Raw genomic sequence first — 13,380 nt, forward strand, 5'->3', positions numbered from 1 at the left:
GGGCCAGAAGGCAAGACAGACTCGAAGTAAGGCCGCCAAGGCGGCTGCGCGCTGATTGGGGCAGTGCGCGTATTGCGTGCGGATGCTTCAAATTTGATAGCTGCCAGCGCATATTTCACTAGCGCTTGTGGCCATTTTGGCTATGAATCTGGTCCCCTCGACAGGAATCGAAAGCAAGCATTCATGCGGCTTTCAGGCGTATGTGCGTGATTTGCGCGGGTTTTCTGTGAATGAAGGCCCGCACCTCACTGCGCAACCACAGCCGGTTACGCGGGGTTGAAGTGGGCGCCTCACCTGGGAAACCGGGCAGTTTCACCAGCACATCCCGCGCGTGTCGCTCACTGCACTTGTTCATGATGGCGATGTCCGCCAAAGTCATCAGGTCGTTCATCTCTCTCCCCTATGAAAGACGCCCCTTGGGAGGGGCGGATATATCACTGCTTTGCGCAAACATATTCGATTCGCTTGACAGTGCCTCCGGCCATTGCCTTGGCCGCTTTGCCAGCGGCTTCACAGGCTTGCTGGCTTGAAAACTCGGCAGTAGTCAGGGCGTTCGAATTACCGTCACCCATCGGGCCGACATGCGCAAACAAGATCAAAATCCAAGCTGTTGAGTTCATCTCATTTCCCCAATAAAAAAACCGCTCATCGGCGGCTAGTGGTTTGTGTGGATCGGCTCTGGCTCGTAGTCCGGAGCCGGAAACTCAAGGTCGTCTAGTTCTTCATCGCGCTCAAGCTCCCATGGCTTTGGGTTGCGCTTGGCTTCAATGGCCTTCTGGCGTTCGCGGGATTGGCAGCTCATTGAATCCACTCCTTTACGTTGGGCGGGTCAACTGAGGCATATACCACCGCCCACTGCACCAGTCCGTCTGGGTTGCACGCGCAGTTCTGGGCCGGTGCACCGCACATACAGCCCCCAAGGCTGGAGACTTCGGATGGTCTGTCAGGATGCGCCTCGCAGACCCAGCCTGAGTCGGAGCAGATGGGGCAGGCGTCTTGGCGCTCTCGGGCTCGGCGGCTAGCCATCGGTGCCACCTTTTGCGGACGCTATGGCTTTATCTGCTGCAAGGGCAATGGGCATGATGACGTCTCGATAGTCCTGCTCGGTCACGCACCGCATGATGAGCTTTGCCATGTCGCATGGAGACTGAGCGGCTTCACGCACCCAGAAGCGGAAGCAAGCCGCGTCCTGGCTCAATGCATCAACCTCCGCGCGCAACTCCGCGTTCCCTTGCTGCAATGCCTCTATGGCATCGGCTGCCAAGTCGAAAAGCGGCAGATTTGCGCCATCCATGCGAAGCCGCTTGGTCAGTTCTGTGTAGTTGCTCATTGTTCGTCCTTGTACGATGCAAAAAGAGCAGTATCAATCCGGCGCATGTCATCAGCCGTTTTCTTGATCTGCGCTTCATCAGTCATGCCGATCTCGCGCAAGAAGTCTTCGGTAGACAAAGGCCCTTTGCATGGCTTTTCAGCTTCTTGATTGATGGCTGCATATTGAGTTTTGAAATGCTCCCAGTAGCTCATTGGTTTGCTCATTAGGGCTTCTCCTTGTGCCAAGCGGGTAATCCCGGCCTTCCTTTTGGCGGCTTAAATTTGCGCTCAAACTTGTCAATCTGGTAGAGCACGACAAAGATGAAAATCAGAAATGGCGAAGACCATGCCAATATCAAAAAGATGCTCATTGGATAGTCTCCTTGAGGGCGCGGATACGCTCTGCTGCGTGATAGGAGTAGGCTTCTTCACCTTCTCCGTCAAACAGCTTCGCCGCTTCTTCCAGCGCATCCCGCCGTGCTTCGGCCTCGACAAAGCGGCCAAGCATCAAAGGGCTTTGGTATTTATTCCAGTGCGCAACGATCTGTTCGTTTGTCAGCATGGCGCTTTCTCCTGTAGGCGGGCGCGGGCTGCTTTGACAACCGCCACTCGCTCACGCAATAGCGCATGTTCACCACCCGGGCTTACCAGCGCTTCCAGCAATCTCCGTATCAGCGCTTCGTCGTCCTTGCGGACCTCGGCCAGCAGGCTTTCTAACCCCGCCACTGAAAACCCGAAGGCCGGGTTCTGTGTGTCCGCGCGGTTGCGGTAGCTCAGTGCGCCATGGCGCTTGGCCAGCGCTTCCAGTTCGTCACTCAGCGCCATGCTGGCCTCCAATCTTGATGTACACATCGGGCCGCGCTACAGCCACAACCCGATCATTACCTTCCCTACGCATTGGCACACGTTCGCACATCCTCAATGCAAGCCAGCGAACAACAAAGAGTGGCAGCAGTTCAGTCCACTTTGCCAACATGCTAGCCTCCTTTGATGCGACGGCGCGCAGGCCGAAGCACATGGCCGCCGTAAATGTTGCCCGAGAAAATGCCGTTCGGGTCGATGGCCCATGTCGTGGTGTCGTCCGAGAGGAACTCATCGTCATCCTCAATACGGTCCACGCCAGAATGCAAAAGCCTGTACTGCGGCACCGCCCCGGCCTGCGCCTGGGTGGGCTGCGGGGTGGTGTAGAGTGCGTACATGCCTTCTTGAAGCTGAAAGGCCGCTGGCTCGGCTATGTGAGTGAGCGAAACGCCACCTTTTGTTTTCCCAATTTCCAGTCGCGCCACCGGCTCTCCCGCCTGAACTGGCTGACCCCACTTTGCGAGGACTGCGCGGGCGAAGCCATACAGTGCTACGGGACTGTCATCTATATCGAAGCCTGTTTCATCTTCGTAGAGCTTTGCTATCTCCGCATCGCTCGGGCTCGGTGTTTTGATGTCGGTCATTTGTGAGTTCCTTGGTGGGTGGCATGCTGGGCGGCGTCTATGAATTCGTCAAGCTCTCCCCGCAAGCTGCCGACTGGAACCAAGCATTCACGCATGTCGTTGGGGGCAAAGACGCAGCAGGTTTCTTCTGCATCGTCACCCTCATGCTGTTCACGCAGCCACCGATACCGTGCTGCATCCAGTGCATCTGCCGTTGCTGGCTGTGGTGCGGCACGGGCTGCGAGTTGCGATTTAAGGTTGCGAATTTCAATGCCAAAAGCCTGAGCTTCGCAAAATCTCGCGCACGGGGCAGGGTGCTTTCCTTTGGCCTGCAGCGCATGACGGAACCCAATCGCGGATTCAATATGCCGCTGTGCGATGCGTTCGAACGCTAGGCTGTCAAAGTTGCACTTCCTCACCAACTCGGCGCCCATGCGCTCGTGCATTTCATTGAGCATGGCGACCGCGATTTGATGCGCTCCAGACTCCCCCTCCTGCCCCGGCTGGGCTGTCATGTTCAATTCCCGCCCGTTTTTCGACACGTCATCTGCGACATGTTCGATTACCGGCGAGTTTTGAACATGAACCGGCTGGGCTGGCGCAGGGGATGGGCTGGGCTGGGGTTCGGCAAGCAGTCGCGCTGCAAGCTGTTCAGCGTGGGCGTGCAAGCGGTCGAAAGCGGCGGCAGGAACATACCCGGCTGGCACCCCTGCCTGCGCTGCGCTGAGTGCCTCGACCTGGGCCCGCAGTTCAATGATGGTGTTGTTGTCATCTATGATTTGGGCGTGCAGGCGGCGCAGTTCGGCTTCGAGCTTTGCTCGGGTTGCGTGGCGATCTGCCAGAAGTTCGGCTGTGTAGGATTTGCTGGTGCCGTAGAGGTCTTCCATCACGTACATCGCGTGCGCCTTGGCATATGAATCAGCCAGTCGCAGCGCTTCCGGCAGTTCTGCCGATACGGTGGGGGTGGGGGTTGTCATGTTGTTTCCTCGGGATCGTTCATCACGTACTGGTGGCGATAGCCGCGTGCCATGCGCTTGAATGCGCTGGACGCCATGACGCGCACCTTTTCTTTGCCGAACTGGCGGCCATCTGGGTCGATAAATTGGCGCAGGTAGAAAGTGCGCTCTGGGTATTTCCCAGGCTTGAAGGAGCCCAGCACCTCCAGCACCATGAAGCCTTCTCCATCCGCCACCCATTGCTCATCCGAATACTCGTAGTCCCCGTACTCGCAGCGGGTTCCAGGCTTCCAGGTCTTCACGCCATCAACAAACTCACCGTCCATTGGCCCGCTGTATTCATGGCGGACAAATGGAAACTTGATCTTGCGGATGTCACCCATTTCCCTCTCCCTCAGTAGATGGAGCAGGGGGGAGGGCGGCGAGCATCGCCCGATATGCCGCCCACGGCGCGTTGCACGCTCCGAGTGACTGCGCGGCTTGTTGGTAAGCGCGGGTCGCATCTGTGATCATTTCGAGCGTCGGCTCAATCGGCACCATCACCCACCCCGCTGCTACTGCAGGCTGTGGGGCGGCGGCCAGATACAGCATGTGGCCGCCATAAGGTCTCACATCATTGGCAGCGGGTAGCACCTTCGCGTCCGTTTCGAAGCGACTCACCCAGAGTTGCGCCACCGGCTCTTGTCCCGCAGCAGGCAGTGACAGGGATGCGCGGGCTTTCCGGTCTGCATCGACGTAAGCGCGCATATGGGCTGTGCTGAATGCTGCTTCCTCGCTGCACCAGCCCTTGCCGTCGCAATCTGGGCAGCGTTCGCGTTCTGGTGGTTGGAAATAGCCCATGCTGATTGGGTCGCCTACCTCGCCATTCCCATCGCAGGAATCGCATCTGAACCGTGCGGGCCAGCCTTCAGGAAACTCTGGATAGTCGCGCTCAGTATTCGTGTTCTCAGCCATACGGCCTCCTTGTGGTGTCAGGACTGCTGCTGCAGTGCCCAGTCGATGATTTCTCGCGCCTCAGTGAGCGCAACGCGCAGTGCAGCCAACTCGCGGAACTTCCGTAGCTCGTTGTTGCTTTCCATGGCTCGCACTTCCTGCAGGAATTCCACCTGCTGCTCGGCCTGCAGGGCGCGGCGCTTCCACTGTTTGATGGTGGGTTCGCGGGGTTCGGTCATGCCTGCATCCCAAGCGCCCGCCGAACATCGGCAGTACCCATGCCCGCCGTGCTGGCGAGTAGCTGATCGAGTTGCAAGGCCCCAGCAGCCAGGCTGAACGTGTGCAGCTTGGGCATCAGCCTGTCTATGGCCTGCAGGCCTGCGATCACTGTGCCGCGCTGGCGGTCCAACTCTGCAGGTGTCTCTGCAATGTCTGCCAGGGCGTTTGCCGTGCCAGCCAGAATGCGGGCCTCTGGTGTCTCACCCAGGCCATGCAGACCGGCCGCGTGGCAGACGATATACACCAGCCGCCTGGCCATGGTTGCCACCCGCGCCGCGTCGTCACCCATGTACGCCTGCAGTCCGGTGTCGGTGCGCAGGCGCTGAATGTCAGCCTCGATACGGCTGCGAATCACGGCCTCGGTCACCGGGTTGATGACTTCGTGCCGGTTCTTGTCAAAAGCGCACTGGCGGGCGCGCTTCCTGGCGTAGGCGCTGGTCTTTCTCACTGTCGCCCCCTGTACTGCAGCTCCTTGCCCTCATACCGCCCGCGCATCGTGCTGTTGAGGTGGGGGATGGTCTGGTGGTCGGACAAGTCGATCCGTTCCTTTTCGCGCTGGGCCTCCCACTTGGTCTGTGGGACTGGGTTGGCCAGGGCAAAGCCTGCGGGTTTCTTGGGTTTAGTCATGGCGTAAAAAAACCCGCACTTGGCGGGCTTGGGGGTTGGGGTTGCTGGGTGGGTCAGGCTGCGGCCTTGGCTTGGACCAGCTCTATGTGCCGAACCAGCGCGGCCAGGATCAGCGCGAAGTCCGCTTCGTGGTAGAGCTTGCTGGCCCTGTCTGTGGCTGCGGGCTCAAAGCCCAAGCCCTTGAGAAAGTCGGCGGTGAGGGTGAACCCCAGGCGCTCCCCGATCTGGCCCAGCTTGAGCGTCGGCGTGCCGCGCTCGGCGGGTAATGGCGCCGGGTGCATGGGCACCACGTTGGCGGGCGCTGGTGCTGCTACCGGAGCTGGCGCAACTACTACAGGAGCTGGTACGGGAGTATCGGCGGCTTGTTCTGCCCGCGCCTTCGCTTCGGCCCGGGCCTTCGCTTCGGCTTCGCGCTGCAGCTTGGCCGCTTCCTCCTGCCGGATGCGCTCGCGCTCGGCTTCCAGGCGCTGGGCCTCGGCCGCCTGGTGCTCGGCAATCCGCGCCTTCACCAGCATGGTCAAGTCCTCGGGCTGCTTGAGCACGATGGTCGCCGCGTCCGCAAACAGGAAGGCATGTGCACCGGCCAACTCGCGCAGCGTGCCTAGGTTGATCTGGATACGGTCAGCGATGGCGCTGGCCTCGATCTTGGCGCGGGCCAGTTCATCATTCACGGCGCTGCGCAGGCTGTCCACCGTGCGCTTGCCTTTGATGACCCCGGCAAAGTCGGCTGGCACCTGCGGCATGAAGGGCTTGCCCAGGCGGGTATTCAGGCTTGCGATGTGCTCGCGCAGCGCGGCAATGCCACCGGCCACGATCTCACCACGGATTTCCTCCTTGCGCAGTGCAACCAGCTTCTCCCGCTGCAGCCGGGTCGTGCGCGCCAGCGCGCGGTAGTCGGCGACAAAGCGGCGCATGGTGTCCACGTCGGCCAGCTGGGCCAGCGCGTTGCTCTCTGCCGCTTCCAGGGCGTCCTCAGTCTGCTTGAGTGCCTTGCAGGCGGCCTCGGTGTCGGCGAATTCCTGATCGGTGCTGGGCGCCGTGGGGATGCGGTCGATGAAGTTGCGCAGCGCGGCGCCGAAGGCGGGCAGGTTGGAAACGATGGCGAGTTGGCCATCCACGCGCACCGAGACGGCTGGCAGCGTTTCCACTGGCGTGGCCACCACGGGCGCGGGATTGGCCTCGGGCGGCACCCAGGCGGCCAGGTCGGCGGCGAACTGCTTCCACCCGGCGATCAGCTGGGCGCGGCGCTCGGGCTTGGACTCGTACCACAGCGGGTGCGTGCCTTCCTGCGTTCCGTCGCTGGTGGTGAACAGGGCGCGCTGCGCACCGCTGACCAGAAGTTGGTGCTCCAGCTGCAGGTAGTAGTGTGGCTCCAGGTCGCCGGCCTGCACCTGCTGCACCAGCGACTGGTTGAGCAGCTTGTTTTCCCAGATCACCTCGTCCAGCAGGTCGATACCGTCGAAGCTGGCCAGCAGCGCCATGCCTTCCACTTCGCGCGTGGCCACAACGGGATAGAACTCGGTGCCCGCGATTTCCTCGGCGATGGGCCGGGCCAGCGCCTCGGCTTCGTGCCCGGCGTTAAAGATGCGCTGTTTGGCCGGGCTGACTTCTTCTGTCAGGCCCGTGGCCTTCTGGTGCAGCAACTCGTCGCGGGTCGTGTACTTGGACAGGCCCAGTGCTGCGGCTGCTTCCGATGCGCAGAAATGTTTGGCGCGCGCGGCGTGCCACGCAGCTGAACCTTGGGGGGCGTTTTCAAGTGGTTGGTACATGGTGTTCCTTTCAGGCGCTTTCCAGCGCGAACTGGCGTCCTTCAAAGTAGGCGGTCAGGCGCGCCCGCGCCTCGGCGTCTGCCACCTCGCCGATCAAATCCGCCGCCTCATACAGCGCGTCCAGCGTTGCGGCGGCCTGCATCTGGTCGCCCACGGTCTTTTCGAGCATCACCTGCGGCTCGCCCTTGGGCTGCACATCGGTGACGGGTTCGGCTTGCTGCGTGGGCGGGGGTGCTGGCGGCTCGGCTGGCGCGCGAATGGCGGCCTCCTCCTCTGGCGAAATGGTCCCCTTGGTCTTTATCTTCCCGATCACGCTGTCGGCCGTGGCCTTGCCTGCGACGATGGCAGCGCGCCAACTGGGCAGCAGCTGGGCGAACTGCTCGGGGGTGTAAGCGGGCTGGGGGGCTGCAGGCTCCACGCGCTCCACCTGGCCCATGTGCCGCTCGGTGGGCGTATCCATCACTTCCTCAGCCACGGGCAAGCCCTTGAGCACATCGGGGAACACGTCGCGCACAGCGAAGGCGCGTGCGCGCATCTGGCGCATGCGCTTGGGGTACTGCGTCCATGGGCCTTGCTTGCCCAGTAGGCCGGCCGCCTTCGCGTCATCCATGCTGAACGAGCGGGACTGCTCGGGTTCTCCCCGACGTTTAACCCTGCAGGTGGCCGTGCGGCCATCGTCTTCCTCAATGATGGATTCGCAGAGAGGGCTGGACCGCACAAGGGCGATGACGGCATCACCCCACAGCGATGGACGGCCGTTGATCACGGCGATGTTCTGCATGGCCTGCAGTGGTTTGAGGCCGATTTCCATACCCCATTGAATCGCCACAAGACAGTTGCCGGGCTTGCCCTTGAAATCCTTGGGCACCATGTCGCTGTCGGCAAGGTAGTTGCTGAACGTCAGGGCCTGCTCAAAAGTTTGGGGGCTCAGGTCAAATTGCTGGCGTGTTGCGATGGCAGTTGAATCACTCATGAAAACCTCAATTGGTGGTTGTCGTAAATCGTTTTGATGGGCCGCTTGAGCCCGCTGGCCTGGCCCACATGCCACTGGCCGCAGACGGTGCAGCGGTATGGAGCAAGGGCCTTGTCGGTGCGGCGCCGGGCGCGCTTGCTGGCGGCCTTGGCGGTTTTGAGGGTGTGCACCACTTTCCCGGTGGGGCAGTCCATGGCATCAGTCCCGCGCCACCAGCCACGCCATGCGCAGTGCGCGGATCGGCCCGTTGCACTGGCGGTAGATGCGGTACAGCATTGCGAAGTCGCGCAGGCGGTTCATGGCCGCACCTCACGCAGGCAATCAGCCTCTTTGTCAGCAACCCACACGGCTGTCTCGCCAGGGCGGCAGGCACGGCGCTGGAACTGCTGGAGCGCCCAGTCCCGCGAGTGCTGTGCGGCCCGCAGTTCCTCGTTTTCAGGTATCGGGTCGGGCTCATGGGCAGCCACGGCGCCCAGGCCAAGGGCGGCTACTACTGCGATCAGGGCGATGGAGTAGTTCATGGAAGGCTCTCCTGTTCCAAAGATTCCGGGTCCAGCTCCGCGCCAATGGCCGCAGCCTCAGCCCGGAGTGCTGCCGCGCGTGCGGCTTCTTCGTTGCGGCGCTTGGTTTCAGCCTGTGCCGCCATGGATGCGGCAAGGGCATCGCGGTGGGCGGTGGTGAAGTGCGGGGCGTTGATGGGGTCGATCACGCTGCACCGCCCTTCCGGGCCTTGAGCATTGCGTCGGCCATCTCGTAGGCATACCTTCCAAGGCGATCAAGCGCCAAGTCCCGATCTGCGTCATCTGGAATTTCGACCCATACAACCGGCATTGCCTTGGCAGCAAAGTAGTCCCGCAGAGTCATTCCTGTTTCGAGAACCTGCTCATGAGTGCCAACAATTGGGAAAGCTGGTCCGCCGTCATTGATCGTTTTGGCCATCACTGCACCCCCATGTGCGCGCTGTGTTGCACCTGATCCACCAGGGCGCGGTGATAGCGGGGATCGCTGGCCTCCAGAGCCGCCACATCGGCCCAGGCCTGATTACGCTGGCGCTGCAGCTCCTGCTCGGAAATAGGCGGCGGTGCGCCAGGGATGCGCAGCAGCGGCTGCACAGTGGTGTGTACGTTTTGCATTGCGCCTCCTGGGCGTAAAAAAGCCCGCGTGGTGCGGGCTGGGTTCAGTCTTCGTAGTCGGCCGGGTCGGTGCCCTTGACCTTGTGAGCAAACGCTTTCCACTTCGCTCGCATTTCTTCGGTCTGGTTTCGCCATGCGGGCGCAATGTCTGAGGTGATCGCAACGCCGTTTTTCAAGGTGAAGCTGCCGCAGTTGCTGCCGATGTCTTCGTCGGCAAATTCGATGGCGATAGATTCATCGGGGAAGCGCTTCGACAACTCCACGAGAACGCCTTCTGGGCAAGACCACGCTGTGTCGAAAGTGGCCGTTCCCTGGTCCACGTCGTGGGACTGATCGCATGCATTCCACTTTGTGCCCCACACCTTGCGGGCAAAGTCCATGCTGTGCAGGTAGCCGCATTTGCGATGGTTGCGCAGCATGCCCACGAACTGCTCGAAACATTCTTCGGACAGTTTCTTGATATCGAAGTTGCTGCGGTTGCTGGCTTCAAGGCTGGCCAGCAAAGGGTGATCGCTAAGTGGCGCCCCGATGACAATTTGGGCCGCTTCCTCGGCGGCCATTGAAATGCCGTTCCATTTGTCATCGCCAGGGAAGGGCGCCATTGTGTTGAAGTCGATGCGGCCATCGCTGTTCAACATGGCGGTAATGACTGCGGGCGAGGCGCTGATTTTGTTGGTGACCCAGTTCGGCATGATTGCTCCAAAGAAAAAGCCCACGCGGTGGTGGGCTGGTGGGGAATAAAAAAGCCCACGCGAGGTGGGCGAACCCCTGCGCAAGGCAGGAGGGGAGGGTGAGGGTGGGGCGGCGCGGCTTTCTCAGCCCGGCGTGCGGTGGTTCCTGTATGCCGGTATCCCGTACTCGCGGCTCTGTCGGCGTTCCACCTTCACAGCAGCCACAGGGTCAATCCGCTCGGCGTTGCCGCCCCGAAAAAGGTGCAGGGCTTCCACCTGCTGCTACCAATGGCATCTGCTGACGAACACCGGCTATCAGCTCCGGTGGGGCAATTCACGGCTTGGCACCCCGAGGCGCAGCACATGGGCAACGCCGTGAATCACACTGCGCAAGTTGATGGTCGAACACAGGCCCGCAGGGATACAAACCCGAGGTAGCGTCTTGCAAACCTGTTCACTGCCGTACTTCCGGCCCGCGCCACTCCAAGGCAACGGGCGCCTGCGCTGACCATCACATCAGTGCCAGCTCGTGACGCTGATGTGATGGCCCTCGTTTGAAGGCCGTGCCGGTTACTCAATCCGGCTCCACTGCGGGAAGGGTCGGGCCCAAGCTATTACGCTCTGAGGCTGTGTGCAGTAGGGTGGCGTCTCCTGGCTATCACGGGGTGGGCGCTCCCGCAGCCATCGGCCAACTTGAATCCCATGCCGTCTGTCGCGCGGCTTTCGCGTGCTGTTGCTGTGTGGCCGGGTCATCCGGCTCAGGTGGGTTGCATGTGTTCTCCTTCGCAGCGCTGGGCTGCCTGGTGGTTGAGGTGCTATCGCCCGCACCGGTAGGGGCAGCTCGTTGGTCTCACGCGGAGTGCTCTGCCGCGTCGTCGGCACCTCGCGGCGCCTTCGCTTACTCCGTGTACCCACTTCGGGGGCTGGAGACGGTTTCCCGCGCCACGCGCTGTTGATCACTGCGGGCGGCTATTGCTCGGTCTCTATGGGTGAGGGTGATGTGAAGGGCGGGCTGGGCTTGATTCCAGCTTGACAGCCCACTAGCCGCTGCCGCCGGTTGGTTGGGCGTCCCCAGAGCCAACTCCAATTTCCTATCAGCACCTTCGCAGCTATGTCACTCGGTTCCTTGCGTTTGATCGGAGCAACCAGAACGCTTGGAGGGTTTGCACGCATTGACCCATGCCGCCCATAGTTGAATGTTTCTGCACCGTGCCTAGCGTGTCCTTCCACGCCGCCGCCCATCACATCACCCTCAGTTGTTAAAGACCCTGCCGGTGATCGTTCGATGCCGCTTCACCCGACCGCTGCGGTTTGCTGCGATGGGTGAATTATTAGCCTGGGCTAAGTATTTGTCAATAGCCTGAGCTAAGTATTTGAGTGAATTTTTAGCCTGAAGCGGACAAACGAAAAAAAGCTCACCTCAGTGGGTGGGCTTGAACCCCGCTCTTGCAGCGAGGGGAGGGGATGCCGCAAGCGACTAGCGGCATGGAAATAGTAGGACTGCTGCCGGCCGGTGTTTGTCAGACTATGCCGCGTCGTGCGGCTCAGTCTCCGAATCGCAACCGCCAGGCCTGGGCGACCCAACTGCCATCGGTCAGTCGCTCCATGCCATGGATCTCCAGCTCGCCTGCCACCATGTCCACGATGCGTGGCTCGAACAGGCGGTGGGGGTGGAAGCTGGCCAGGTGTAGGGCAGGGACTGTGCCGAATCGGCCCTCAAGGCGCACCACAGTGAGCTCGCCCGTGTCCTGGTGCATCTTGCTGGCGAACGGACGCCTGCTGCCGCCTGCGTACAGGGTCAGGATGGTGGCCTTGACGGGGGATGAGATGGTTATGGGCGACATGATGTCTGTATGAATATACAGTTCATCGCGGCCGCCAGGGGTAACGCCCGAGTTGGGCGAGTGGGCAGGAAAAGGGCCCCACATCGGAGGGGTACGGTAAACTTGCGCTGTCCGGGCACGCGCACCCGGCCGCGATTGGGCGCTCCCATCGCTCAGCCATGTGGCCTTCGCCCTGGCGCCCGCCTTGTCCAGCGTCTGGCAGCGGGAATAGCTTCAAACCTATTCCGTTGACCGTGACCCGCCTGGCAAAACTCCGTACCCGTGCATTCTTCGCGCAGCAGTGCCGCTGCATCTACTGTCACCTTCCGATTTGGGAAGGCCCCTACAAAGACCGCTTGGTATCAGCGCTCGGAATTCCCGAATCGCTGGTTCCGTACCTCCAGAGCACCGCTGAGCATCTGGTCGCCCAGCAGGACGGCGGGCCAGATGCGCCCGTGAACATCGCTACAGCATGCCAGTGGTGCAACTGGAAAAGGCATGCCCATCGGCACAACTGCGCGCCTGACCCAGTGACGTTTCAGGCTGAGGTGCGTAGGCTCATGGCAGCGAAGCGCTGGCATCCTGCAGCCAGGTGGGCGAGTAGGACGCTGCCTGGCCGCGCGGGGCAAAGAAGTGACCGGGCATGAAAAAGCCACCCGGAGGTGGCTTGTGGTGCAAAAATAAACCGCCCAGTGGGGCGGTTTATGGATCGGCTAGGTTGGCCTACTTGCTCCAACCAAAAACGTCAGCTAAAGCAGACTTAAGTTCGACCTTTTGATCTTCGGTCCACTCGGTGTACATGCCGTCGCAAGGGGCTGTAGGTGCAACTTCGCCGCTAGCGATCATCGCCTGAATTTTGGCTACTTCAGCATCATTGGCCGCCAGCTTAGACAGCTGAAACGGCGCTCCAGAGTTCTGTGCAAGATTCATAACCATTCCCCTTTGTAAGACCGCATCGCGCACATCATCAATCCTCCACTGATTGATGGGCCCGGGAGCGCTCAAGTTGTTGCTCATATCATTCAAATTTACGAACTTCACCAAACCGCCTGAGTAGCCGTCCGCCTGAATCGCGGATTCAACTGCTCGTTTCGCATCTCCGTTAACCGACCAGCAAAGGTAGGCGTGCATGGACCCAGAGCCTGCAAAGTAACCGCCGTCCTTTGTGATGTCCTGCGGCTGCTTAAAACGAACTTGCTTGGTAGCAGAGCTAACGATGCATACACAAATCCCATCGTAGTCAGGCATCGATGAGAAGTCTGTAGGCCCAGACCTAATCCAATCTTTCCACTGTTGAATTTTTACCCCGTCACCAGCGAACATGATTGCCCATGCGCCAAAGATCTCAATCTTTGAAAAATGAGCATCGTCTACATAAACGATACGAGATCCAAACTGGTGAGACCAGCGGGAGTCGGTCGCCATAACTCCTGCTTTGCTGTCATATACGTTAGTCGTCATTGCCCATCCTGATATTCTAT

At 60.7% G+C, this 13,380-nt stretch carries 25 protein-coding genes; 1 reads left to right on the plus strand and 24 read right to left on the minus strand.

Annotated features, from left to right (window positions below; all coding sequences use genetic code 11):
- Window positions 1-181: 181 nt before the first annotated feature.
- The 23 genes from C8C99_RS01285 to C8C99_RS01375 all read right to left on the minus strand — a co-directional run bounded on the left by C8C99_RS01285 (window position 182) and on the right by C8C99_RS01375 (window position 11,920).
- A complete protein-coding gene (locus C8C99_RS01285) occupies window positions 182-391 on the minus strand; it encodes a hypothetical protein (RefSeq protein ID WP_146185999.1) in 210 nt (69 codons plus the stop codon).
- 43 nt (window positions 392-434) lie between these two features.
- Complete coding sequence (locus C8C99_RS23790) at window positions 435-620, minus strand: hypothetical protein (protein WP_146186000.1); 186 nt, start codon at window positions 618-620, stop codon at window positions 435-437.
- A 35-nt stretch (window positions 621-655) separates the two neighbouring features.
- Entirely contained in the window at window positions 656-802 is a 147-nt protein-coding gene (locus tag C8C99_RS23890) for a hypothetical protein (protein ID WP_158274146.1), read from the minus strand.
- Between the two features lie 216 nt (window positions 803-1,018).
- Window positions 1,019-1,330 (minus strand): hypothetical protein, encoded by a 312-nt coding sequence (locus C8C99_RS01290; protein WP_108624682.1) that lies wholly within the window; start codon window positions 1,328-1,330, stop codon window positions 1,019-1,021.
- Window positions 1,327-1,536 carry a hypothetical protein gene (locus C8C99_RS01295; protein WP_146186001.1) on the minus strand — a complete coding sequence of 70 codons (210 nt, stop codon included), beginning with the start codon at window positions 1,534-1,536 and terminating at the stop codon, window positions 1,327-1,329. The genes C8C99_RS01290 and C8C99_RS01295 overlap by 4 nt, the downstream gene beginning before the upstream one ends.
- A gap of 142 nt (window positions 1,537-1,678) precedes the next feature.
- Window positions 1,679-1,873, minus strand: coding sequence for a hypothetical protein (locus C8C99_RS01300; protein WP_108624684.1), 195 nt, complete (start codon window positions 1,871-1,873; stop codon window positions 1,679-1,681).
- Window positions 1,867-2,136: a hypothetical protein gene (locus tag C8C99_RS01305; protein WP_108624685.1), complete on the minus strand. Its 270-nt coding sequence runs from the start codon at window positions 2,134-2,136 to the stop codon at window positions 1,867-1,869. Before C8C99_RS01305 ends, C8C99_RS01300 begins: the two co-directional genes overlap by 7 nt.
- 152 nt (window positions 2,137-2,288) lie before the next feature.
- Entirely contained in the window at window positions 2,289-2,756 is a 468-nt protein-coding gene (locus C8C99_RS01310; RefSeq protein WP_108624686.1) for a hypothetical protein, read from the minus strand.
- Window positions 2,753-3,712 carry a hypothetical protein gene (locus tag C8C99_RS01315; RefSeq protein ID WP_108624687.1) on the minus strand — a complete coding sequence of 320 codons (960 nt, stop codon included), beginning with the start codon at window positions 3,710-3,712 and terminating at the stop codon, window positions 2,753-2,755. The genes C8C99_RS01310 and C8C99_RS01315 overlap by 4 nt, the downstream gene beginning before the upstream one ends.
- Window positions 3,709-4,074 carry a hypothetical protein gene (locus C8C99_RS01320; protein ID WP_108624688.1) on the minus strand — a complete coding sequence of 122 codons (366 nt, stop codon included), beginning with the start codon at window positions 4,072-4,074 and terminating at the stop codon, window positions 3,709-3,711. Before C8C99_RS01320 ends, C8C99_RS01315 begins: the two co-directional genes overlap by 4 nt.
- The gene (locus C8C99_RS23795) at window positions 4,067-4,645 is read right to left on the minus strand and encodes a hypothetical protein (RefSeq protein WP_146186002.1); all 579 of its coding nucleotides are present in this window, start codon (window positions 4,643-4,645) and stop codon (window positions 4,067-4,069) included. Before C8C99_RS23795 ends, C8C99_RS01320 begins: the two co-directional genes overlap by 8 nt.
- Window positions 4,646-4,662: 17 nt before the next feature.
- Window positions 4,663-4,863, minus strand: coding sequence for a hypothetical protein (locus C8C99_RS01325; protein WP_108624689.1), 201 nt, complete (start codon window positions 4,861-4,863; stop codon window positions 4,663-4,665).
- Entirely contained in the window at window positions 4,860-5,351 is a 492-nt protein-coding gene (locus C8C99_RS01330; protein ID WP_108624690.1) for a hypothetical protein, read from the minus strand. The genes C8C99_RS01325 and C8C99_RS01330 overlap by 4 nt, the downstream gene beginning before the upstream one ends.
- Entirely contained in the window at window positions 5,348-5,530 is a 183-nt protein-coding gene (locus C8C99_RS01335; protein WP_108624691.1) for a hypothetical protein, read from the minus strand. Before C8C99_RS01335 ends, C8C99_RS01330 begins: the two co-directional genes overlap by 4 nt.
- Window positions 5,531-5,583: 53 nt before the next feature.
- Entirely contained in the window at window positions 5,584-7,299 is a 1,716-nt protein-coding gene (locus tag C8C99_RS01340) for a YqaJ viral recombinase family protein (RefSeq protein WP_108624692.1), read from the minus strand.
- Window positions 7,300-7,309: 10 nt separating this feature from the next.
- Window positions 7,310-8,272: a hypothetical protein gene (locus C8C99_RS01345; RefSeq protein ID WP_108624693.1), complete on the minus strand. Its 963-nt coding sequence runs from the start codon at window positions 8,270-8,272 to the stop codon at window positions 7,310-7,312.
- A complete protein-coding gene (locus C8C99_RS01350) occupies window positions 8,269-8,466 on the minus strand; it encodes a hypothetical protein (RefSeq protein ID WP_108624694.1) in 198 nt (65 codons plus the stop codon). Before C8C99_RS01350 ends, C8C99_RS01345 begins: the two co-directional genes overlap by 4 nt.
- A 102-nt stretch (window positions 8,467-8,568) precedes the next feature.
- Window positions 8,569-8,793 (minus strand): hypothetical protein, encoded by a 225-nt coding sequence (locus tag C8C99_RS01355; protein ID WP_108624695.1) that lies wholly within the window; start codon window positions 8,791-8,793, stop codon window positions 8,569-8,571.
- Window positions 8,790-8,981, minus strand: coding sequence for a hypothetical protein (locus tag C8C99_RS01360; RefSeq protein WP_108624696.1), 192 nt, complete (start codon window positions 8,979-8,981; stop codon window positions 8,790-8,792). The genes C8C99_RS01355 and C8C99_RS01360 overlap by 4 nt, the downstream gene beginning before the upstream one ends.
- The gene (locus C8C99_RS23800; RefSeq protein WP_146186003.1) at window positions 8,978-9,211 is read right to left on the minus strand and encodes a hypothetical protein; all 234 of its coding nucleotides are present in this window, start codon (window positions 9,209-9,211) and stop codon (window positions 8,978-8,980) included. The genes C8C99_RS01360 and C8C99_RS23800 overlap by 4 nt, the downstream gene beginning before the upstream one ends.
- Window positions 9,211-9,405 carry a hypothetical protein gene (locus C8C99_RS01365; RefSeq protein WP_108624697.1) on the minus strand — a complete coding sequence of 65 codons (195 nt, stop codon included), beginning with the start codon at window positions 9,403-9,405 and terminating at the stop codon, window positions 9,211-9,213. Before C8C99_RS01365 ends, C8C99_RS23800 begins: the two co-directional genes overlap by 1 nt.
- Before the next feature lie 44 nt (window positions 9,406-9,449).
- A complete protein-coding gene (locus C8C99_RS01370; protein WP_108624698.1) occupies window positions 9,450-10,097 on the minus strand; it encodes a hypothetical protein in 648 nt (215 codons plus the stop codon).
- A gap of 1,523 nt (window positions 10,098-11,620) precedes the next feature.
- On the minus strand, window positions 11,621-11,920 hold the full coding sequence (locus C8C99_RS01375; protein WP_108624699.1) for a hypothetical protein: 300 nt from the start codon (window positions 11,918-11,920) through the stop codon (window positions 11,621-11,623).
- Between the two features lie 158 nt (window positions 11,921-12,078).
- On the opposite strand from C8C99_RS01375, the gene C8C99_RS24380 reads away from it, so the two are divergent.
- Complete coding sequence (locus tag C8C99_RS24380) at window positions 12,079-12,546, plus strand: HNH endonuclease (RefSeq protein WP_369866904.1); 468 nt, start codon at window positions 12,079-12,081, stop codon at window positions 12,544-12,546.
- Window positions 12,547-12,622: 76 nt separating this feature from the next.
- Here C8C99_RS24380 and C8C99_RS01385 read toward each other — a convergent pair whose 3' ends face one another.
- A complete protein-coding gene (locus tag C8C99_RS01385; protein WP_146186004.1) occupies window positions 12,623-13,360 on the minus strand; it encodes a hypothetical protein in 738 nt (245 codons plus the stop codon).
- Window positions 13,361-13,380: the final 20 nt, after the last annotated feature.

The organism is Acidovorax sp. 107, from assembly GCF_003058055.1.
Taxonomy (GTDB): Bacteria; Pseudomonadota; Gammaproteobacteria; order Burkholderiales; family Burkholderiaceae_C; genus Acidovorax.